The organism is Glutamicibacter endophyticus (assembly GCF_048457885.1).
GTDB lineage: Bacteria > Actinomycetota > Actinomycetes > Actinomycetales > Micrococcaceae > Glutamicibacter > Glutamicibacter endophyticus.
The window spans coordinates 1,221,229-1,242,806 of record NZ_CP174200.1; the positions used below are offsets into that span (position 1 = coordinate 1,221,229).

19 protein-coding genes and 1 tRNA gene are annotated in these 21,578 nt (G+C 61.9%); 13 read left to right on the forward strand and 7 right to left on the reverse strand.

Translation table 11 applies throughout. The features are described from left to right. The 4 genes from ACJD00_RS05805 to ACJD00_RS05820 all read left to right on the forward strand — a co-directional run bounded on the left by ACJD00_RS05805 (position 1) and on the right by ACJD00_RS05820 (position 3,557). Complete coding sequence (locus ACJD00_RS05805; RefSeq protein ID WP_418908883.1) at positions 1 to 1,104, forward strand: prephenate dehydrogenase; 1,104 nt, start codon at positions 1 to 3, stop codon at positions 1,102 to 1,104. Further along, entirely contained in the window at positions 1,101 to 1,772 is a 672-nt protein-coding gene (cmk, locus tag ACJD00_RS05810) for a (d)CMP kinase (RefSeq protein ID WP_418908884.1), read from the forward strand. Before ACJD00_RS05805 ends, cmk begins: the two co-directional genes overlap by 4 nt. 89 nt (positions 1,773 to 1,861) lie before the next feature. Further along, complete coding sequence (gene der, locus ACJD00_RS05815) at positions 1,862 to 3,394, forward strand: ribosome biogenesis GTPase Der (RefSeq protein WP_418908885.1); 1,533 nt, start codon at positions 1,862 to 1,864, stop codon at positions 3,392 to 3,394. Between the two features lie 86 nt (positions 3,395 to 3,480). After that, positions 3,481 to 3,557: transfer RNA gene (locus tag ACJD00_RS05820), tRNA-Pro, on the forward strand. 346 nt (positions 3,558 to 3,903) lie between these two features. On the opposite strand, the gene ACJD00_RS05825 is transcribed toward ACJD00_RS05820, so the two are convergent. After that, positions 3,904 to 4,065, reverse strand: a complete 162-nt coding sequence (locus ACJD00_RS05825) for a hypothetical protein (protein ID WP_418908886.1) — start codon at positions 4,063 to 4,065, stop codon at positions 3,904 to 3,906. Between the two features lie 517 nt (positions 4,066 to 4,582). Between ACJD00_RS05825 and ACJD00_RS05830 the strand changes: the two genes are divergently transcribed. Both ACJD00_RS05830 and ACJD00_RS05835 read left to right on the forward strand, forming a co-directional pair. Beyond that, positions 4,583 to 6,268, forward strand: coding sequence for an ABC-F family ATP-binding cassette domain-containing protein (locus ACJD00_RS05830; RefSeq protein ID WP_418908887.1), 1,686 nt, complete (start codon positions 4,583 to 4,585; stop codon positions 6,266 to 6,268). A 135-nt stretch (positions 6,269 to 6,403) separates the two neighbouring features. Next, the gene (locus tag ACJD00_RS05835; RefSeq protein WP_418908888.1) at positions 6,404 to 8,296 is read left to right on the forward strand and encodes an FAD-binding monooxygenase; all 1,893 of its coding nucleotides are present in this window, start codon (positions 6,404 to 6,406) and stop codon (positions 8,294 to 8,296) included. Between the two features lie 255 nt (positions 8,297 to 8,551). Here the strand turns inward: ACJD00_RS05835 and ACJD00_RS05840 are convergent, their stop codons facing one another. Continuing rightward, complete coding sequence (locus ACJD00_RS05840; protein WP_418908889.1) at positions 8,552 to 8,914, reverse strand: DUF488 domain-containing protein; 363 nt, start codon at positions 8,912 to 8,914, stop codon at positions 8,552 to 8,554. After that, positions 8,892 to 9,461 carry a hypothetical protein gene (locus ACJD00_RS05845; protein WP_418908890.1) on the reverse strand — a complete coding sequence of 190 codons (570 nt, stop codon included), beginning with the start codon at positions 9,459 to 9,461 and terminating at the stop codon, positions 8,892 to 8,894. Before ACJD00_RS05845 ends, ACJD00_RS05840 begins: the two co-directional genes overlap by 23 nt. Before the next feature lie 168 nt (positions 9,462 to 9,629). Between ACJD00_RS05845 and ACJD00_RS05850 the strand changes: the two genes are divergently transcribed. From ACJD00_RS05850 to ACJD00_RS05865, 4 genes are all read left to right on the forward strand, one after another. Beyond that, entirely contained in the window at positions 9,630 to 10,082 is a 453-nt protein-coding gene (locus ACJD00_RS05850; protein WP_309407910.1) for an FHA domain-containing protein, read from the forward strand. Positions 10,083 to 10,157: 75 nt separating this feature from the next. Next, entirely contained in the window at positions 10,158 to 10,904 is a 747-nt protein-coding gene (locus tag ACJD00_RS05855; RefSeq protein WP_396275238.1) for a MerR family transcriptional regulator, read from the forward strand. 35 nt (positions 10,905 to 10,939) lie between these two features. Then, on the forward strand, positions 10,940 to 11,425 hold the full coding sequence (locus ACJD00_RS05860) for a bifunctional nuclease family protein (RefSeq protein ID WP_309407909.1): 486 nt from the start codon (positions 10,940 to 10,942) through the stop codon (positions 11,423 to 11,425). 234 nt (positions 11,426 to 11,659) lie between these two features. Then, positions 11,660 to 12,214, forward strand: a complete 555-nt coding sequence (locus ACJD00_RS05865; protein ID WP_309410453.1) for a MerR family transcriptional regulator — start codon at positions 11,660 to 11,662, stop codon at positions 12,212 to 12,214. A gap of 88 nt (positions 12,215 to 12,302) precedes the next feature. On the opposite strand, the gene ACJD00_RS05870 is transcribed toward ACJD00_RS05865, so the two are convergent. Beyond that, entirely contained in the window at positions 12,303 to 13,121 is an 819-nt protein-coding gene (locus ACJD00_RS05870) for a ParA family protein (RefSeq protein ID WP_309407907.1), read from the reverse strand. 334 nt (positions 13,122 to 13,455) lie between these two features. Here ACJD00_RS05870 and ACJD00_RS05875 point away from each other — a divergent pair, with 334 nt between their 5' ends. Both ACJD00_RS05875 and ACJD00_RS05880 read left to right on the forward strand, forming a co-directional pair. Then, entirely contained in the window at positions 13,456 to 16,908 is a 3,453-nt protein-coding gene (locus tag ACJD00_RS05875; protein ID WP_418908891.1) for a pyruvate carboxylase, read from the forward strand. Between the two features lie 120 nt (positions 16,909 to 17,028). After that, positions 17,029 to 17,619 carry a hypothetical protein gene (locus tag ACJD00_RS05880; protein ID WP_418908892.1) on the forward strand — a complete coding sequence of 197 codons (591 nt, stop codon included), beginning with the start codon at positions 17,029 to 17,031 and terminating at the stop codon, positions 17,617 to 17,619. Here the strand turns inward: ACJD00_RS05880 and ACJD00_RS05885 are convergent. From ACJD00_RS05885 to ACJD00_RS05895, 3 genes are all read right to left on the reverse strand, one after another. Continuing rightward, on the reverse strand, positions 17,592 to 19,400 hold the full coding sequence (locus ACJD00_RS05885) for an AMP-dependent synthetase/ligase (protein WP_418908893.1): 1,809 nt from the start codon (positions 19,398 to 19,400) through the stop codon (positions 17,592 to 17,594). The genes ACJD00_RS05880 and ACJD00_RS05885 overlap by 28 nt on opposite strands. A gap of 110 nt (positions 19,401 to 19,510) precedes the next feature. Then, positions 19,511 to 19,984, reverse strand: a complete 474-nt coding sequence (locus tag ACJD00_RS05890; RefSeq protein WP_418908894.1) for a hypothetical protein — start codon at positions 19,982 to 19,984, stop codon at positions 19,511 to 19,513. 12 nt (positions 19,985 to 19,996) lie between these two features. Further along, positions 19,997 to 20,764: an alpha/beta hydrolase gene (locus ACJD00_RS05895; RefSeq protein ID WP_418908895.1), complete on the reverse strand. Its 768-nt coding sequence runs from the start codon at positions 20,762 to 20,764 to the stop codon at positions 19,997 to 19,999. Positions 20,765 to 20,878: 114 nt separating this feature from the next. Here ACJD00_RS05895 and ACJD00_RS05900 point away from each other — a divergent pair, with 114 nt between their 5' ends. Beyond that, a complete protein-coding gene (locus ACJD00_RS05900; RefSeq protein WP_418908896.1) occupies positions 20,879 to 21,568 on the forward strand; it encodes a lysophospholipid acyltransferase family protein in 690 nt (229 codons plus the stop codon). Positions 21,569 to 21,578: the final 10 nt, after the last annotated feature.

The following is a 21,578-nucleotide window of genomic DNA, read 5'->3' on the forward strand; positions in this document are numbered from 1 at the left end:
ATGGGATCGTCGCATCTGGCCGGGCCGGTGCTGGTGATCGGCACCGGCCTGCTGGGAACCTCGGTGGGACTTGGCCTGCGCCAGAAGGGCGTGGATGTCTACCTGAGCGATATTTCCCCTACCGCACAGGGGATCGCCGTGGACATCGGGGCCGGGTATGCACTGGATACGGAGCAGCCCATCGCCCCGGAGCTCGTCGTTATCGGTGCGCCACCGGATGTCACCGCGGGACTTGTGGTGCAGGCGCTCGAGGACTACCCGAGCGCCGTAGTGGTGGATATCGCCAGCGTCAAGGGCTCGATTCTCGACGCGGTCCGCGCCGATGAGCGCGTGGAACCCGAAGCTCTGGCCCGCTACGTGGGCACCCACCCGATGGCCGGGCGTGAAAAGTCCGGCCCCTCGGCCGCGCGTGGGGCGCTGTTCACCGCCATGCCGTGGGTGCTGTGCGCCCATGAGCAGGCGGCTCCCTCGGCGGTCAAAACCGCCGAGGCGCTGGCCATCGACCTAGGGGCCACGGTGCACCGGATGAGCCCGCGCGAGCACGACGAATCGGTGGCGCTGATCAGCCACTTCCCACAGGCGGCCAGCTCGATGATCGCCTCCCGGCTGCTCAACGCCCCGGCGCATCAACTGGCGCTGGCTGGCAACGGGTTGCGGGATACCACGCGCATCGCGGCCAGCGACGAAAAGCTGTGGATTCAGATTTTCGCGCATAACGCCGAGGCACTGATTCCGATTCTCAGCGGGATGAAGCAGGATCTCGACCGGCTCATTGCCACGTTGAAGGATCCGAAGGGCCCTGGAGCCCTGCTGGATCTCTCCGAGCTAATGACCGAAGGCAACGCCGGTCACGCCCGTATCCCGGGCAAACACGGTGCACCGCCGCAGGCCTTCGCGCAGGTCACCGTCCTGGTCGACGACAAGCCGGGACAGATCGCGCGGCTGCTTGCCGAAATCGGTGAGGCCGGGATCAACCTCGAAGATCTGCGCATGGAACACTCGGCCGGTTATCAGGTCGGCTTGGTGGACATTTCGGTGCTTCCAGGCCGCCGGGAGGAACTGATCAGCGTGCTCAGCAGCAACGGATGGAAGGTAGCGCAATGAGCGAAAACACATTGGTAGTGGCCATCGACGGTCCCAGCGGGTCGGGAAAGTCCTCGGTCTCCAAGGCCGTCGCCCGACGCCTAGGCGCCGCCTACCTGGATACCGGGGCGATGTACCGCGCGGTGACCTTCGCGGTGCTTGCCGAGGGGACCGACCTGAATGACGCGCAGGCCGTCGCCGAGGCCGTCCAGCAGGCGGACCTGAAGATTTCGACCGACCCCGATCACGAACAGGTGCTGATCGCCGGGCAGAACGTGACCGAGCAGATTCGTGAACCGCGCATCTCCGAGCAGGTTTCTGCGGTGGCCACCAACCTGCAGGCACGCGCCGAACTGGTGCGCCGCCAGCAGCAGATCATTGCCGAACACGAGCGGATCGTTGCCGAAGGCCGCGACATCACCACGGTGGTCGCCCCCGACGCTCAGGCCCGCATCCTGCTCACCGCCTCGGAGGAGGCCCGACTGCGCCGCCGTGGCCTGCAGCTGGGCGGACAGCAGAGCCAGGAACAACTGGCCACGCAGGTGATTGAACGAGACAAGAAAGACTCGACCGTGGTGAACTTTACCGCCGCGGCCGACGGGGTCATCACGGTGGACTCCTCGGAGCTGGACTTCGAGCAGACCGTGCAGGCTGTGCTTGACGCCATCGGCGCGGCACAACAAAGCTAGAACTAAACCACCTAGGTGCCCATCCTCGGCGAGAGCCGACGAAGATCAACGCCGCTGGCCGAAACCGGCCACGGTCCGAAAGGGAAAATATGAGCGAGAACAATCCCGCCTACGACGAGGACTACATCCCCGCCGCCAGCGACGATATCGCCGAGCGCCTGGCCGAGCTGAGCGACGACGACGCGGCGATCCGTGCCCAGGCGCTGCTAAGCGGACTGGAAGACTACGAGCTGGACGAGGAGGACGCGGCCCTGCTGGCCGGGCTGGATGACACCTCCGCCGATGACGCAGACGTCGTCATCCCGCCGGTACTGGCCGTTATCGGCCGCCCCAACGTCGGTAAGTCCACGCTGGTCAACCGCATCCTCGGCCGCCGCGAAGCCGTGGTGGAGGACGTGCCGGGCGTGACCCGTGACCGCGTTTCCTATCAGGCCGAGTGGATGGGCCGTCCCTTTACCATCGTGGACACCGGTGGCTGGGAGCACGACGCCAAGGGCATTCACGCCTCGGTCGCCGAGCAGGCAGAAATTGCCGCCGATGTGGCTGACGCGATCGTCTTCGTGGTCGACTCCCACGTGGGGGCCACGGCCACCGATGAAGCCGTGGTGAAGATGCTGCGCCGCAAGAAGAAGCCGGTGTTCCTGGTGGCCAACAAGGTCGACGACTTCAACCAGGAAGCCGAGGCCGCGGTGCTGTGGGGCCTAGGCTTTGGTCAGCCGTGGCCGGTTTCGGCCCTGCACGGCCGTGGTACCGCCGACTTGCTCGACGCTGTCATGGAGAAGCTACCGGAGCACTCGGCCTACGGGGGAGTGATCCCGCGCGGTGGCCCGCGCCGTATCGCCTTGATCGGCCGCCCGAATGTGGGCAAGTCCTCGTTGCTGAACAAGCTCGCCGGTGCCGAGCGTGTGGTCGTTGATAACTACGCCGGTACCACCCGTGACCCGGTGGATGAGCTCGTTGAGCTCGGCGGCCAGGTCTGGCGATTCGTGGACACCGCCGGTATCCGCCGTCGCCAGCACATGGCGGTAGGTTCGGATTACTACGCCTCGCTGCGTACCCAGGCGGCCCTGGAGAAGGCCGAGGTGGCCGTGGTGCTGCTGGCCGCCGATGAGGTCGTCTCCGAACAGGACGTGCGCATCATCCAGATGACCATCGAAGCCGGGCGCGCCCTGGTGTTGGCCATCAATAAGTGGGACACCATGGACGAGGATCGTCGCGTCTACCTGGAGCAGGAAATCGATCGTGACCTTTCGCACATCGAGTGGGCGCCGCGCGTAAACATTTCGGCGCGTACCGGTTGGCACAAGGACAAGCTTGTCCCGGCGTTGGAGACGGCGCTGGAGTCCTGGGATAAGCGCATTCCGACCTCGAAGCTCAACGCCTTCCTTGGCGAGCTTGTTGCCGCCCATCCGCACCCAGTGCGCGGTGGTAAGCAGCCACGTATTCTCTTCGGCACCCAGGCTTCGGCGCGCCCGCCGCGCTTCGTCTTGTTCACCACCGGTTTCCTTGATCCGGGCTACCGTCGCTACATCACGCGCCGCCTGCGCGAGACTTTTGGCTTCGAAGGAACCCCGATTGAGGTCTCCATGCGCATCCGCGAGAAGCGTGGGCGTACAAGGTAGTCCGAATTATGGTGTAGGCTTGTCTAGGAGCTTTTCGCAGGCGGTACCCTTGATCTCACGTTAGGGGAGAACGGTTGCGAAGGCATCGGGCTATGGCGCAGCTTGGTAGCGCGCCTGACTGGGGGTCAGGAGGTCGCAGGTTCAAATCCTGTTAGCCCGACCACGAGGATCGTGTGAAAGCACGACCGGAAGAAGTAAATATTGGACCGTAAGGTCATCGAAAATCCCGTCAGCAATGGCGGGATTTTCTGTATACAGTGGACTCGTGAGACGTTGGCTACCGGTTGACCTTGCTGAGCGTTCTACGCATACGCGGTAGGTCGAAGAGTGCCGTGCGGGCGCTGCACGCATTTCAACGAAAGCCATAGTCCTGAGCTCCGCGAAGCAATGGCTACCGGGAACGTATGCCCAACTTCGATGCGGTTACGTGCCTCCTGGCAATGAATCCTTGGGCTCATCATGAGAAATGCCCACCGTACAACGTACGGTGGGCATCGAGTGCTAGTGGACTACTCTTCCTCGTCGTTCTCAGACTCGTCATCGTCGTGAGCGAAAGGAATCGGTGCGGACTGATCCTGCTCCCGATCCGGAACGCTGGGTTTGTTCTCGCTGGATTCGGGCGTCTTATCTGGTCCGACGCCTTGGTGTGCGTTCTTCTCTGCGTCACTCATGTCTTTTCCTTTCTAGGAAGAGCTTTGTACTGGGTGGCGATCCTTACGCTAACCGACGCGTCTCGCCGGTGCACCCATCTTCACCGACTACACAGAATCCATTCAGGGGACTTTCGTACAGCTAGCTCGAGTTGATGACGCCAAACCGTAGCGACCTGCTCTCCGGCGCCACCGACCCTCCGTGGCTCAACTTCCCGAGACTGGCGCGAATAGGCCTTTCATTTGTCACGGTGCGCCAGCGTCCAACAGATCAGGGCAGTGCACCCACGGACCGTTAGCGGCCAACGTCAGGCGCTGTTCCTAGAGATGGGGGTAGACGGACCGTCCCGACTGACCTAGCCTTGGTTCATGGGAACGTTGTACTACAGCTAGTGATGTGCGTTGCGTTGAGCCAAGGCTCCGCTGTTACCGCCGCCGCGTGTGCGGCGCACTAGCTTCTGTTCCTAGCGCTACGGCGCCCTACTTTCTTCCGGCACTCGACGACTGGTGTCCTCGTTTGCCGGACGAGGAGATCCTCGTGACTACTTCCTCCCTTACAACCCCAAACCAACCCGCGGTGAGTCTGGCTGGCGTCCACAAATCCTTCGCCGAGCATGATGTGTTGCGTGGCGTCGATCTGACTGTGCAGCAACATAGCCGGATTGCTCTCGTGGGCGATAACGGCAGTGGAAAATCCACCCTGCTCGGCATCATCGCCGGGGTGCTGAGCGCCGAGGTCGGTACGCGTCAGATCGTCGCGCCCGGCGGCATTGCTTACGCCGCGCAGGACCCCGACTTTGCGACGCTCGACACCGTGGGCGCCGTCATCACATCTTTCCATCGAGAGGCACTCGAACTTGAAGAGCTCCGTCGCCAGATCGAACAGCGGCTGAGTCAGGCTACCGGGGCCCAGGCTCAGGGGCTCCTTGCCCAGTGGAACACCGTGAACGAGCTCTATCACAGTCATGGTGCCGATGGCTGGCGCCGCCGCACCCAGCGAGCCTTGGCTCAGCTGGGATTGGGGGAGTTCCGTTGGGAGTACTCCACCGCCGCCCTCTCGGGCGGTCAGCGCGCCCGGCTGGCGTTGGGCTGTGCGCTGAGTGCCGAGGCGGATCTCCTGCTGCTCGACGAGCCAACCAACGATCTTGACGAATCGGCCTTGCGGTGGCTCGTTGCTCGCATGCAGCAGTTTCGCGGAACCCTGCTGGTGGCCAGCCACGACCGCCACTTTCTGCGTGCGTTCACCGATGAAGTGCTCGAACTCGATGACGGTACGTTGCTTCATTACGGTGCTGGCTACGATGCCTACCTGAAGAGCAAACGCCGGGAACGACAAGTCGCAGCGGAGCGCTTTGAGCGATGGCAAGCTGAAGTTCAGGATGCACGCCGTCTGGTGGAGAAGAATGCGGCCAGGACGGCCGCCATCCCGCGTAAAGCGCCCAAGGCCGGATTCGGGCATGGGGAGTTCCGGCAACGAAACCGTGCCCATGGTTCGGGCAGCAAAGTGCGCCAGGCCAAGGCCCGAATCGCCATGTTGCAGGGGGACCCGGTGCAAGCACCGGCCCCAGCGCTCGCCTTCGCGCTCCCCGAGCACGCACCAGAATCATCCGTCACCGACGGCGGGGCTCTGGTTGAATTGCGTGATGCCGTGGTCGCGGCGCCGGATCTAATCATCGGAGACCTGCGTATTGAGTACGGGCAGCGATGGCTGGTGTCGGGAGCGAATGGGGCCGGAAAAACCACCCTCCTTCGTGCGCTCGCCGGCGAAGCGCCGCTGAGCTCCGGAGGCTATGTCCGTCGAGCATCGGTGGATCCCGCGTGGCTACGGCAAAGCAACCAAGGCTACGAGGGGCGTACGGTGCTCAGCACCTTCGCCCGGGCGCTGCAGCTTTATGCCGAAGATGCCGCGCGGGAACTCCTGCGCGTGGGGTTATTGGCTGGAGAACTGTTGCTGGAACCCGTGGCCAGTCTGTCGGTGGGGCAGCGGCGGCGCCTCGAGCTATCGATTGCGCTGTGTGCCCGGTCGCCGTTGTTATTACTCGATGAGCCAACCAATCATTTGGCGCCGGACGTGGTTGAACAACTTGAGCAGGCGTTGGTGCACTATCCGGGTGCCATCTGTAGTGTTTCGCATGATCCGCGGTGGCGTCAGCGATTCCTTGAGCATCCGGGAGGAGCAGGGGAGTTGCTTGTCGCCGATGGGATTGTGCGACGCGTGAGGTGATGAGTTTTCGCGGCATCTTGTGCGCCGGTTCACACCTGACCTATAGTGATTGTGCGATAAACGAATTAGTTGTTCGATTATAGAACTCGATGGTCGCCGACGTCGTCGGCCCGCTCATAGACTAAGGACATCACCGTGCAGTTTCACCACAATGGGTACGTCTCCGGAGACCCGCGCATTCAGCCGGCCGCCGGCGTGGGCATTGATCGCCCCGCCGACCTGCCCGACACGATGGACGTGCTGATCGTTGGTTCCGGGCCCGCGGGCATGATCACCGCCGCCCAGCTGGCACAGTTCCCCAGCGTGAATACCCGCATCATTGAGCGCCGACCGGGTCGGTTGGCCATCGGTCAGGCCGACGGTATTCAGGCGCGCAGCGTCGAAACGTTCCAGGCCTTCGGGTTCGCCGAGCGTATTACGGCCGAGGCCTATCGGATCACCGAAATGATCTTCTGGAAGCCCGACCCGCAGGACCCCTCGAAGATCGTGCGCACGGCACGAGCCATGGACGACGAGCACGGTATTAGCGAGTTTCCGCACCTGATCGTCAATCAGGCCCGCGTGCTGGACTACTTTGCCGAATTCGCGCAGCACTCGCCGGCGCGCATCACCCCCGACTACGGTTGGGAGTTCAAGACCTTGAGCGTTGTTGAAGGCGATGAATATCCGGTCAAGGCCACCTTGGTACGCACCGACGGCCCCGACACCGGTACCGAACGCACGGTAGCGGCCAAGTATGTCGTAGGCTCCGACGGAGCACGCAGCGGTGTGCGCCAGTCCATTGGATGCACCCTGTCTGGCGATCAGGCTAACCACGCGTGGGGCGTGATGGACACCCTGGCCGTGACCGATTTCCCCGATATTCGCACCAAGTGCGCAATTCAGTCCGAGGCGGGCAGTATCCTCCTCATTCCTCGCGAGGGTGGCAACCTCTTCCGCCTCTACGTCGACCTCGGCGAAGTACCCGAGGGAGATCACGGCAAGGTGCGGCAGACCTCGCTGGAGGAAATCATCGACCACGCGCAAAAGATCCTGCACCCCTACACGCTCGATGTGCGCGACGTGCCGTGGCACAGTGTCTACGAGGTCGGCCACCGGCTGACCGACCGATTCGACGATGTGCTCACCGAGGAAGCCGGCCAGCGTCACCCACGCGTCTTTATCACCGGCGACGCCTGCCACACCCACTCCGCCAAGGCCGGGCAGGGGATGAACGTCTCCATGCAGGATGGCTTCAACCTCGCCTGGAAGCTCGGTTACGTCCTCTCGGGCCGCGCCCAACCGGAGCTGCTTGGCACCTACTCGTCCGAACGCCAGGTGATCGCGCAAAACCTGATCGACTTCGACAAGCAGTGGTCCTCGCTGATGGCCGCTAAGCCCGAAGACTTCGAGGATCCAAGTTACCTGGAAGATTTCTACGTCCGAACCGCCGAATTCCCGGCGGGGTTCATGACCGAGTACCAGCCCTCGATCCTGACCGGCGACCGCAACTACCAAGAGCTGGCTGGCGGTTACCCGGTCGGCAAGCGCTTCAAATCCGCGCCGGTAACTCGGCTGGGGGATAACAACCCGGTCGAGTTGGGCCATCACCACCGCGCCGACGGACGCTACCGTATCTATGTCTTCGCCGACGCACCGGCCCCGGGCCACGATTCGAAGGTTGAGGCACTGGCGCAGTGGTTGGCCGAATCCGAGCAATCCCCGGTCAAACGCTTCACTCCGCGGGACTCCGACATTGACTCGGTCTTCGACATCAAGGTCATCTACCAACAGCCGTACACCGAATTTAACTTCACCGATGCGCCCAAGATCTTCCGGCCCAGCACCGGAAAATTTGGCCTCACGGACTATGAGAAGGTTTACGCGGCGCTCGAAGGCAACGACATCTTTGAGGCCCGCCAGGTAAGCCGTGATGGTGCGGTGGTTATCGTCCGTCCGGATCAGTATGTCGCGCATATTCTGCCGCTCGAGGCGACCGAGCAGTTGGCCACGGTCTTCGACGGGCTGCTGGTCGAACAGACCGCATAGGCGGCGCGGTGCAAAAACACCCGGCCTGACCAGAGCCATTGAGCGCTGATCGGGCCGGGTGTTGTACTTCGCGGCCGTCGCCGGGAATTTTTCGTCCGTCATCTCGTGTTGACCTAGATGCAGAACCGCGTGCTTACGAGAGGACCGCCATGAGCGATGGCTTTACCTTTAACCTACTGAGCGTCAGTGACTCGGCCGAGGGGTGCACGGCCGAGGGATGCGTCATTCCGGGTGGGAGCATGTCTGCCCCAGAGATTACTGAGCCAGCTGCTCACGCAGAAAGTCTCGAAGCACCATCGCGTGATTAGCTTGCTCATTGCGCGCCGCATAGAGCAACGTTACGCGCTCTTGCGTCTCCAATAGCTCAAGAAAGTCATCCAACGCGGCATTCTCGGCAAGCTCGTGGCGATACATTTGCGCGAACTCTTCAAAATGCGCCGCGTCGTGATTCCAGGATTTACGCAAGGCCGTGGAGGGGGCAATGCCCTTGGCCCACCGGTCGATGGCGACTTCGGCACGCGTCTTGCCGCGCGGCCACAGGCGGTCCACGAGGATTCGGTACCCATCGTCGGGGTCAACCGGAGCGTAGACGCGCTTAATCTTCAGCTCTGGTTTCATGGGAGCGTTGCTCTGCCTTCAGTTCCTTGATCTTCGTGCCGCGACGATGCCAAAGTGCCCAACCGGCTATACCGATGAGGAAGAGCACTGCGCCCAGTGCGGCCCCGAAGAGCGAGGCACCACCAAACCAGGTCGCTCCCATGGTCAGAATCTGCTGGGCCTTATCTGCCGAACCGGTTGGATTCACGAAGATTCCGAGCGTGAGCCAGTTGGGTGTTGCCGCAATGAGGGCAAGGATCAATATGACAATGCGCCACTTCCACGTCAATCGTTTGTAGTGCGCTTGGAAGGCAATGATCAGCGGCACCAACGTGAAGATAAGGCCAAGACTGAAACCGGCCATCCAGCCGCCGGTGGCCGAACCCGCATTTTGCGAAGCAATACGCTGTGCCCACCACACGGGGAGGAATACCGCGGCCACGAAGTAGAGCAGGGCGGCCACGAGGATGAGGGTAATCGTAAGGATTACCGTGCGCTTGCCCGAGCGGCGCGGCTGGTCATTATTCGGTTGGTCGATAGGACGGGAGTCATCGGTACGATCGCTCATAGCCGCATCATGCCATGAATCAGCCCAAGAGACAGCAAAAAATGTATTGAATTGTTATCAACTTCTGTTGAGTAGGATAATCTGGAGATAGCTTGGTGGTTTGCACCAAGTCCAGTTGAACCACCGGTTGCCAAGCGACTGCTTGTACGTACTTATTGGAGGACCCACATGTCTGCGCATGAACCCGCAAACGGACCCTTTGAATCGGCCTCCGAAACGACGAATATTGCTTTGCCCAGCCAGCAAGCGGTATCCGAGCCGTCGGTGACCTACAACCTCTCTGACGACGAACGCAAGGCCGTTGCCGCGTTGCCGGAGGGCTCCGCTCTGCTGATTGCCCACACTGGCCCGAATAAGGGAGCTCGCTTCCTGCTGGACACGGAGGAAAGCCTCGCCGGCCGTCACCCAGACGCGGATATCTTCCTTGACGACGTCACCGTCTCACGACGCCACGCCCGCTTCGAGCGTCAGGGAACGACCTACACCCTGCGCGACATTGGCTCGCTGAACGGCACCTACATCAACGGTGACCGCATCGATTCGGTGACCCTGTCTAACGGCATGCAGGTACAAATTGGCAAGTTCCGCCTGAATTTCTACCAGCGTGTACCTAACGCTTAAACTAGTGAAGTCCTAAAACTTCCGCTACCGGGCCTAGCCCGGTGCAAGACCTAAGCAGACCGAGGTGTTTGACCGTTGCCGATCTTTGATGCCGCACGCAGCCCACGATTCGAGGAGATTCGCCCTCAATCTGCTAGGGCTGCGGCACTCAATATCGGTGAGGTGCTCAGTGAGCTCAAAACCGAATTTCCACGGGTTACCGCCTCGAAGATTCGCTTCCTAGAGGACAAGGGGCTCATCAGCCCGCAGCGGACCTCGGCGGGTTATCGGAAGTACTCGCCGGCCGATGTCACGCGCCTGCGGTTTATCCTGGCCGTGCAGCGGGACCAGTACCTACCACTGAAGGTCATCAAGGACCATCTGGACTCGGTGGATCGCGGCGAAACGCCGGCGGCCCTTCCAGGTGGGACGCCCAAGGCCGTCACGCAGGACATGCTTGAGGAGCTGGACGGTCATGCCCGTCCGCTGACCCGGGCCCAGTTGCAGGGGATCACCGGCGCCAGTGAGTCCCTGATTCAAGATTTGATCGACTATGGGCTTATCTCCGCCGATAACGGACTCTTTGATGCGCACTGTGTCAAGGTGACCAAGGCGGCGGTCGAGCTGGCCCAGCATGGCGTCGAAGCCCGGCATCTGCGCCAGTTCAAAACCGCCGCAGATCGCGAGTATGCACTGCTCGAAACCATCGTCGGTGCCGAATTACGTCGGGAGGACGTAGCCGCGCGTGCACGGGCCGCCGAAGAGGCGCAGGAGATCTCCCGTCGCTGCCTCGAAATCCACGAGGCCCTTTTGCAGCGTGCTATTTCGCATATCGATCGCTAGGGTGGAAGCATAAACGTCCATCGGAGCAGGAGGGCATGATGCTGGAACTAGAGTTTGCCGGTATTCGCATCCAATTGCCATCCAACCAGCCGCTGCTATTGCTAAAGCGTTCCGGGACCGATATCTACCTTCCGGTGTGGATCGGTGCCCCCGAAGCGTCGGCAATCGCAATGACCGAGCAAGGCTTAACCCCGCCACGACCGATGACCCATGACTTGATCATGAGCATTCTCGAAACTCTCTCTGCCCGCTTGGAGCGTATTGAGATCGTTTCGGTCAACAACGCGGTCTTCACGGCCGACTTGGTGCTTAGTAACGGCTCCCGAGTTGACGCGCGCTCTTCCGACGCCGTGGCGCTGGCCTTACGGGCCGAGTGCCCGATTCTATGCACCGAAGAAGTACTCCAGAGCGCCGGGGTGGAGATCGACACGGAAGCTCAGAATGCCGAGAACCCAGAGGATGAGCTCAAGGAATTTCGTGACTTCCTCGAGCATATTGACCCCGAAGATTTCTCCTCCTAATTCTTGCTGACCTCGCCACGGGCGACACGGCTTAAACTAATACTTGAAGGTCTTTGACCCGGGGCCCTGTTGGCCGTACCGTCAACATATAGGGATTCCAGTCCGCATGCGGACCGTGGGTCATCATCACTCGCACTTTGTGCAACCCGCTGTCATCCCTGGACGAATGTTAGAGCACTCTATGCAAGGAGCAGTCGGATGGAGACGAACCAGAACGGTCCCCAGCCAGGGGCTATGGCTGGCGAGCGTAGTTCCGTCGGCCAAGGATTGCTTTTCACGGACGACCTTCCGCAGCTAGATGAGCATGCCGGGTACCGTGGGCCGATCGTATGTCGTGCCGCCGGCATCACCTACCGTCAATTGGATTACTGGGCCCGCACCGGCCTGGTAGAGCCGGCGGTCCGGGGTGCTCAAGGGTCCGGCAGCCAACGGCTCTATTCTTTCCGAGATATTTTGGTGCTCAAGGTCGTCAAGCGTTTGCTCGACACCGGCGTATCTTTACAGCAAATCCGCTCGGCCGTAATGCACCTGCGCGAACGTGGTGTGGATGATCTGGCCCAGATTACCCTCATGAGCGACGGGGCCTCGGTCTATGAGTGCACAAGCGCCGATGAAGTGATCGATCTGGTGCAGGGTGGACAGGGCGTCTTTGGCATCGCTGTGGGACGCGTATGGCGTGAAGTCGAAGGCTCCTTGGCACAACTGCCGAGCGAATCATCGGAACAGCCAGCGGTCGACGAACTCGCCGCGCGGCGAGCGGCTAAGGCCGCCAAGCGTAACGTCGGCTAGCACCTGTACTTATCAATAGCTAAAACCGTGGCCCTCGAATCATCAGATTCGAGGGCCACGGTTTTACTCTTGCTCGGCGGGCGATGAGCTATGAGTTTTTCGGCTTCTCCGCCGACGCCATAATTTCCTTGAGGAGCTCGTCGAACTGGCTGAGCATCTGTCCGGTGCTCTTCGATGGCCACTGGTGGACGGAGTAGGCAGCACCCTGGATCTGCTGCCACTCGGGGTGTTCGGGAATTTCCGGCTTCACCATAGAGGTGCCGAACATCTGGCGCATTTCATTCAGTCGGAAGGTGTGCTCGGCCGAATCCTTGCGTACTCGGTTAGCCACCACGGTGACCGGTCCAAGGCTTGGGGCGAATTCGCGGCGGAACAGCTCGAGGGCTCGCTGCGTGCGTTCGGTGCCGGCCACCGAAAACAGGCTTGGCTCGGCAACGAGCAGCAGCTGATCCGAAGCGCTCCATGCCATACGAGTCAGGCCGTTCAGTGACGGCGGGCAATCGATGAGCACCAGCTGGTAGCCGCTAGTCCGCGAGAGCAATTGGCTCAGGCGGCGCAGATCACGGGTGCGCAGATCTGGGCGGTCGTAAATGCCGGTGAAGGCGTCGCCCACGGCAACGTCGAGCACGGGGATACGCGTGCGAGACTTCTTCTCGGCCGCCTTGGTCTGCCATGAGCTGGCCGCGACATTGTCTTGGATCCGGGCGCGCCGCGCATTTTTGAGCATCTGACCGATCGTCTGCACGCCGTTTGCGCGAACACCCAAGCCGGTGCTGGCATCTGCATGAGGATCGAGGTCGATAACAAGTGTTGGGATGCCGGCGGCCAGTGCTGCTGAGGCCAAGCCGAGTGTTACGGAGGTTTTACCCACGCCACCCTTGAGGCTGCTGATGCTCACTACGTGCACGGGCCAGACCACGCCTTTCGAAAATTGCCGGGAAACGGTATTACCGCTAACTAGTCTCTCCTTATCATAGTGCGCCGAAGCAATTAATCCCGACTCCGCAACATGGGATTTCCCGCACGAATCATCCTAGGCTCGCACCCACCGGGAATACCCTACATTCCAATGTGGTCAGACCATACGTGTAAATATTTGTACATGGTGGCAGGGGTCACTGTAGGGTATGGAAATAACGCGGTGCCGCGCACCGCAACCAGGGACCGAGCACCACTGGTTCAGCCCACTCTGGCCATCGCCGGCACGCCCGGTAGATGCACCGACTCGATCTAGGAACACAATGTTTGAAAAAATCTTGGTCGCCAATCGCGGTGAAATTGCGATTCGCGCATTCCGTGCAGGTTATGAACTCGGCGCGAAAACCGTCGCGGTCTATCCTCATGAGGATCGTAATTCTATTCACCGTCAGAAGGCCGCAGAGGCGTATCAGATTGGCGAAGAAGGCCATCCGGTACGCGCCTACCTCGATATCGATGAAATTATCCGAGTGGCCAAAGAGGCCGGGGCCGACGCTATTTACCCCGGTTATGGTTTCCTTTCCGAGAACCCGGAGCTGGCACGTGCCGCGGCGCGCGAAGGGATCAAGTTTATTGGCCCGAAGGCCGAAGTGCTTGAGCTGGCCGGTAATAAGGTCGCTGCGCTCAAGGCGGCCAAGGCAGCTGGTATTCCGGTACTTGCCTCCTCGGAGCCGAGTGACGATGTCGATACTCTGCTTGCCGAGGCCGACAAGATTGGTTTCCCGATCTTCGTCAAGGCCGTCGCCGGCGGTGGCGGTCGCGGTATGCGCCGTGTAGATAAGCGCGAAGATCTTCCCGAGGCCTTGGGTGCGGCGATGCGCGAAGCGGGCACCGCCTTCGGTGATCCGACCGTCTTCCTGGAGCAGGCCGTTCTGCGCCCGCGCCACATTGAAGTACAGATCCTGGCCGACGAGCACGGCAATATCGTTCACCTCTTTGAACGCGATTGCTCCCTGCAGCGCCGTCACCAGAAAGTCGTCGAAATTGCCCCGGCACCGAACTTGGACGACGAGATCCGTCAGGCGCTGTTCCGCGACGCGGTGAAGTTCGCTAAGGAGCTGGGCTACCAGAACGCCGGAACCGTGGAGTTCCTCGTCGACACCGTCGGCGAACGCGCCGGCCAGCACGTGTTCATCGAGATGAACCCGCGTATCCAGGTCGAGCACACCGTGACCGAAGAGATCACCGACGTGGACCTAGTGCAGGCGCAGATGCGTATCGCGGCCGGTGAGTCGCTCGAGGATCTGGGCATTAAGCAGGAGAACCTCGCGGTACGCGGTTGGGCCCTGCAGTCACGTATCACCACCGAGGATCCGGCCAACGGCTTCCGTCCGGACGTCGGAACCATCACCGTCTACCGTTCCGCCGGTGGCTCCGGTGTCCGCCTGGACGGCGGCACGATCTACACCGGTGCCGAGGTTTCGCCGCACTTCGACTCGATGCTGGTGAAGTTGACCTGTCGTGGCCGCGACTACGCCACGGCCGTGGCGCGAGCCCGCCGTGCGCTGGCCGAGTTCCGTGTCCGCGGTGTGGCAACGAACATCCCGTTCATCCAGAACGTGCTTTCCGACCCGCAGTTCTTGGCCGGAGATGTCGCCACCGACTTCATCGATTCGCGTCCCGACCTGCTGACCGGAAACGAATCCCAGGACCGTGGTACCAAGGCACTGACCTACCTGGCGCACGTCACCGTCAATCAGCCCCACGGCGAACGTGTGGAAGGGATTGACCCGCGCGCCAAGCTGCCACAGTTCCCGGGCGACAAGCATGACGAGCCGGAGCGTTCACCGTTCGATGGACCCTCGCCTCGCCGCGTCGTAGCCGATGGCTGGCGTCAGAAGCTGCTCGAGCTGGGGCCCGAAGGTTTCGCACGTGCCCTGCGCGAGCAGCAGGCGGTGGGTATCACCGATACCACCTTCCGCGATGCGCATCAGTCGTTGCTGGCTACCCGCGTACGTACCCGTGACCTGCTGGCCGCAGCGCCGGCCTACGCACACAACGTGCCGCAGCTGTTCTCCATGGAAGTTTGGGGCGGTGCAACCTACGACGTGTCCCTGCGCTTCCTGGGCGAGGACCCGTGGCGTCGCCTCGAGCTGCTCCGTGCCGAGCTGCCGAACATTCCGCTGCAAATGCTGCTGCGTGGCCGCAACACCGTGGGGTACACCCCGTACCCGACCGAGGTGACCGACGCCTTCGTGCAGGAAGCCGCGGACGCGGGCATCGACATCTTCCGTATTTTCGATGCGCTGAACGATGTCTCGCAGATGACCCCGGCCATCAAGGCCGTTCGAGCCACCGGCACCGCCGTGGCCGAGGTGGCCCTGTGCTACACCGGTAACCTGCTCGACAGCAACGAGAAGCTGTACACGCTGGACTACTACCTGGATCTTGCCCAGCAGATCGTCGACGCCGGTGCGCACATCCTAGCCATTAAGGACATGGCAGGTCTGCTCCGTCCCGAGGCGGCTCGCCGTCTGGTGACCGCGCTGCGCGAACGCTTCGATTTGCCGGTTCACCTGCATACGCACGACACCTCGGGCGGTCAGCTGGCCACCTTGATGGCAGCGATCGATGCCGGTGTCGACGCCGTGGACGTGGCAAGCGCCGCCATGGCCGGTACCACCTCGCAGCCATCGGCCTCGGCTCTGGTCGCGGCACTGGAGAACACCGAGCGCGATTCGGGGCTGTCGCTGGATGCGGTGGCGTCGCTGGAACCGTACTGGGAAGCGGTCCGCGCCATGTACAAGCCGTTCGAGTCCGGCCTGCCGGCTCCCACCGGCCGCGTCTACCAGCACGAGATCCCGGGCGGCCAGCTATCCAACCTGCGTCAGCAGGCCATTGCCTTGGGGCTGGGGGACCGCTTCGAGGACATCGAAGGCATGTATGCGTCGGTGAACGCGATGCTCGGTAACGTCGTGAAGGTGACTCCCTCGTCGAAGGTCGTGGGTGACTTGGCCCTGCAGTTGGTCGGCTCGGGCGTATCCGCTGCCGACTTCGAAGCCAATCCGCAGAATTACGATATTCCTGATTCGGTGATCCAGTTCCTCTCCGGCGAACTGGGCAACCCTCCAGGCGGTTGGCCCGAGCCGTTCCGCAGCAAGGCACTGCAAGGGCGTAACGTCCGTCCGCGTGTCGAAGACCTTGAGCCCGAGGATGCTGCGGCCCTGCAGGCCGATTCGCAGACGCGCCGCTCCACGTTGAACCGCCTGCTGTTCGCCGGTCCGACCCGTGACTTCGAGAAGTCCGTGGAAACCTACGGTGACCTGTCGGTGTTGCATACCCGCGACTACCTCTTCGGATTGTCCGCTGGCAACGAGCATGTCATCTCGTTGGGTACCGGTGTGCGCCTGCTGGTGAAGCTGATTTCGATCTCGGAGCCCGACGAAAAGGGTCAGCGCACCGTCGTGGTCAGCCTCAACGGCCAGCAGCGTCAGGTGCAGGTACGCGATGAGTCGGTCGAATCCACGGTGAAGACCGCGCCGAAGGCCGACCCGAACAACGCCGGCCATGTGGCCGCGCCGTTCGCCGGGGCCGTGACCGTCAACGTTCAGGTCGGCGACCTTGTCGAAGCCGGCCAGTCGGTGGCAACTATCGAGGCGATGAAGATGGAAGCTGGAATTACCGCCGGAATTTCCGGTGTGGTCACCCAGGTGACCTTGGATGACACCAGCCAGGTTCAGGGCGGTGACTTGCTCGTGGTGATTGCTCCACAGTAAGTGACGCGATAGTTTAGGCTGCGGGCCCATTGCCGAGGCGATGGGCCCGCGGCTTTCGCATGTATTTCGACAATTGGCCGGCGGGTCGACGACGCCCGGCCATACTCCAGGAGGACCCTCGTGACCCGCAGCGCGAAATTTCGGTTCGTGCCCCAAGCACTAGCCCGTCGCTTCCGCCGGGGGCCCGCGGCCGAGCCAGACCTGCCGACGGCACAGGTTGAGATCGCCGAGAGCCTTCGGGCGCGCGGTCAGCGGGTGTCCGTGGTGTTCTTCGCGCTGGATGCCGAGGCCGACTACAGCGCATTGGGCGAGGCACTCGAGCACCGCGCCGAGCGGCTTGCCGTGCCGGTGGCGATCACCTATGCCGGGCCGGCACGCGCCGAAGCGGTGCTGGCCGGGGCGCTGCCAAGCGATGGAATTCTCGTGGTGCTCGCCGGAGCGGTTGAGGATCCCGAAGACCGGCTGATGGACTTGGTGACGTGGCTGTTGGCCAACGGCCGCGAGTCGCTGGCCACGCATCTTATCTACGTCTCCTCACACGCCGGCGACGATTCGCAATCGCTGACCGCCTTCCGTCGGGTGCGCCTCGACGCCGATTTCGGCGTGCCGGTTAACGCTGAAGGCTCCGCTGCCGCCGGCAGTAACCGGTCGGCAACGGAGCCCCTACTTGAAGCAATCTTTGATCAGGCGACGGGCTTGCCCGAGGAGTAGATCTCGTCAATTACCTCTGCGAAGTCCTTGACGACGACGGCTCGCTTGATCTTCATCGATGGCGTGAGGTGCCCGGATTCTTCGGTGAAGTCGTTGGCGACCACACGGAACTGCTTGATAGCCTCGGCGCGGCTAACACTCTCATTGGCCTTGTTGATCACTCGCTGAATCTCCTGCTTTACCTCATCCAGTTCGATGACCTGCTCCATGCTCAGCGAGGTGTCCAAGTGATGCCGGGAGAGCCAACCGGGCACAGCCTCTGCATCGAGCGTCACTAGCGCGGAGATGAAGGGCCGTCCATCGCCGATCACCACGCACTGGGAGACCAGTGCATCGGCACGGATCTGATCTTCGAGCTGTGCCGGGATCACATTCTTGCCCCCGGCGGTCACGATGATCTCCTTCTTGCGTCCGGTAATCGTCAGGAAGCCATCCTCATCCAATTCGCCGATATCCCCGGTGTGGAACCAGCCGTCGGTGAAGGCCTGTTCGGTGAGGTCTTCGCGGTTGTGGTATCCGCGCATCACGCAGACGCCCTTGCCCAGCACCTCGCCATCCTCGGCGATGCGGACGGAGTTACCGGGTAGTGGGCGTCCCACGGTACCGATCTTGATCCGTTCAAGAGTGTTCACGGTCAGCGGCGCGGTGGTCTCGGTCAACCCGTAACCTTCGAGAATGGTCACCGAAATGCCGTTGAAAAAGTGCCCCAGCCGTTCTCCCAGCGGGGCGCCGCCGGAGACGGCGTAGCGGATGTTGCCGCCCATGGCTTCGCGTAGCTTCGAGTACAACACCGCGTCGAACAGCTTGTGCTTGAGTTTGAGCCCCAGCGGGATCTTGCCCTGCTGCTGTGCCTTGGAATAGGCCACCGCAACATCGACGCCCGCATGGAAAATCTTGCCCTTGCCGCCGTCCTCGGCCTTGAGCATGGCCGAGTTATAGACCTTCTCAAAAACGCGGGGCACGGCCAAGATGAAGGTGGGCTTGAAGGATTGCAGGTCACCGAGGAGGTTCTTCACATCCGGGGTGTGCGCCACACGGCATGCGGCCGCCACCGCGAGGACGGAGATGAACCGAGCGAAAACGTGAGCCAGCGGCAAGAACATGATCGTCGAGGCGCCGGGGTAGACCGCCTGCGGCAGAGCTAGCGCCGCGTTTTCGGAGAGCTCGACGAAATTCCCGTGGGTCAGTTCGCAACCCTTGGGCCGCCCGGTGGTGCCGGAGGTGTAGATAACCGTGGCGACATCGCTCAATGAGGCGCTTCGGCGACGCTGTTCAAGAACCTCGTCCGAGATATCGCGTCCTGCGGCCCGCAACTCATCGAGTCCACCTTCAAACTGCCAGACGTGTGACAGACCATCGAGACGTTCCTGATGGGCCGCCTGCCGCACAACATTCTCATGCTGTCCGCTTTCCACGATGACCGCACCGGCCGCCGAATCGCTGATAATCCACGCCACCTGGCTGGGGGAGGAGGTCTCGTAGATCGGTACCGTGACACACCCGGCGAACCAGATGGAGAAATCCACCAGCGACCATTCGTAGCGTGTGCGGGCCATCAGGCCCACCCGGTCACCGACCTCTAGTCCTTTGGCGATCAGCCCCTTGGCGATCGCCGACACGTCGGCGGCAAACTGGCTGGCCGTGACGTCTTTCCACCCGTTTTCCGACGGAGTTGAGAAGAGCGCCGGGTTGGCTGCCGATCGGGCGTGACGCACCAGCAAGTCGGTGACATTCGATTCCTGCGGGACCTGGATGCGAGGGGGCGAAGTGAATTCGCGCATCGGTGGCTCAACTCCTGACGTAATTCTCTAAACCGTGGAAGCTGTGGCGTTAGGCGCGTCACAGTTTGTTACTCAAGAGTAACCCTCTGGTTGTGATCCAGCCAACTCGACTAGACCCTAGCTCCATCATCGCCCGGATCTCGATGTTTCGGAAGCCTATAGAGCAGATATCCGATCCCAAGCACGGTGATCAGCGCCAAAAGAATGAAGATGAGCCCCGGGGCCGAACGGAAAAACAGAACGCACAATAACAGCCCCAGTGGACCGCCGGCGGCGCCGGTCCACGCGAGGTTGATCTTCGGGTCGCCCGAACCAAGGGCGCTGGGTTCCTGAGGCACGAAGTCCTCGGCCTCTTCATCCTCGGCCGGCGAATAGTCGCGCGGGCCCGCTCCGGGACCGGTGCTAAAGAGCTCACGGAGCCGGCGGTCGTTCGCCTCCTTGGCGGCGGCCGCATCCCGCGGGCCTTCGGTGTGGTGCTCCGTTTCGGCGGCAGCCGAGTCACCGGTAGTGGTGCGGAAATTGCGCACCAGTTCATCCCACTGCGGGTCCGGGGTGCTCGACGGTTGGTTCTCGCCTGGGTTCATCGAGGACTACTCCTAGTCTTGCTGCTGGTCGCTGACGAGCCCCTCGCCGTCTGCAACCAGCTCCGTGAAAAACTGCGCCGAACGCTCAAAGATCAGCGAGGCATCATAATCAAGCGTGGCCACATGCCGTGAATCAGGCAACGACACCTGCTCACGCAAAATTCCCGGTCGTAATCCGGCCGTCAACGCTCGCACCGACTCGTCGGAAACCACATGGTCCACACTGGAACGGAAGAGCTGTACTGGAGCGTCCACCAGCGGCAGCCGCGCGCGAACCTGAGCGAAGAGCGCATATAACTGCGCTACGGCGGCCACGGGCGTGCGCGGATAAGCCCGTTCATCGGCGCCCGGGCGAGCAATATCATTGGCAATGGGTTTGACGCTGCGCACGGCCAAGCGCAGCCACTTGGTATACGGCGCCACTCGATTGTCGACGACGAGCCCAGGGTTGACCAGACTTACCCCGGCGACATTTCGACGGGTCGCCAAATGCAGGGCGAGCGCCCCACCCATCGACAAACCCGCGACAAACACCCGCGCATGGCGAGCCTGTAAGTCATCGAAAGCCTTCTCGGTGGCAGCGATCCACTCACCGAAGGGTACCGAGAGCATGTCCTGCCAACGGGTCTCATGTCCAGGCAGCACCGGGGTCGCGGTGGCGAATCCTTGCTGTTCAAAATGCTCAGCCCACGGCTTCATGGCAGCGGTGGAACCGGTAAATCCATGAATCAGCAACACCGCATCACGCCCCGCGGGGGCTGCCTGTTCAAAACTGTTCATCTTGTTCCCGTCGTTTCGTTCGTCACCTGATTCGAGCGTAGTGCACAATGTAAGGGCGCGCAGGCCCTCAGCTAGCGCGTCGTTGAGACCACCGGTCGACCCCAAGGAGTAGTGGTGCTGTACGACTTCCTCAAGCGCTTCGCGGTGCGACCGTTACTGCGGATCTTCTTCCGCGTGAAAATCAGCGGGGTTGAAAATATCCCGGTCGATTCCGCCGCGATTCTGGCCTCAAACCATCTCTCGGTCTGCGACTCGGTATTCCTACCCGCCAAACTCGACCGTACCGTGATCTTTCTGGCCAAGGAAGAGTACTTCACCGGCACCGGACTCAAGGGGCGAATCACCGCGTGGTTCTTTCGCAGCATTAACCAGATCCCGATGGACCGTTCCGGCGGGGAGGGCTCGGCCAAGTCACTGAAGAGCGCGCTGGATGCGTTGGCCAAAGGACAGCTACTGGGCATCTATCCCGAAGGTACCCGCTCGCCCGACGGCAGGCTCTACCGTGCCAAACTCGGGGTCGCCAAGCTGGCGCTCGAAGCGGGCGTCCCGGTGATCCCCGTGGGCATGATCGGAACCAACAAGGTGCAACCCATTGGTCAGCGACTGCCGCATCCCGGGAAAGTCGAAATCCGTATCGGTCAGCCCCTGCGTTTCGACCCGGAGCGCTACCCCCACCCTTCGGACGACCCGAAGGTCCTGCGTGAGGTAGCCGACAGTATCCGTCGGGCGATCAACGAGCTCTCCGGACAGAGCTACGTCGATGTCTACGCCCCACGTAAAGCACCGGCCGGTTCAAAGCCCTAGCCCCAACGCC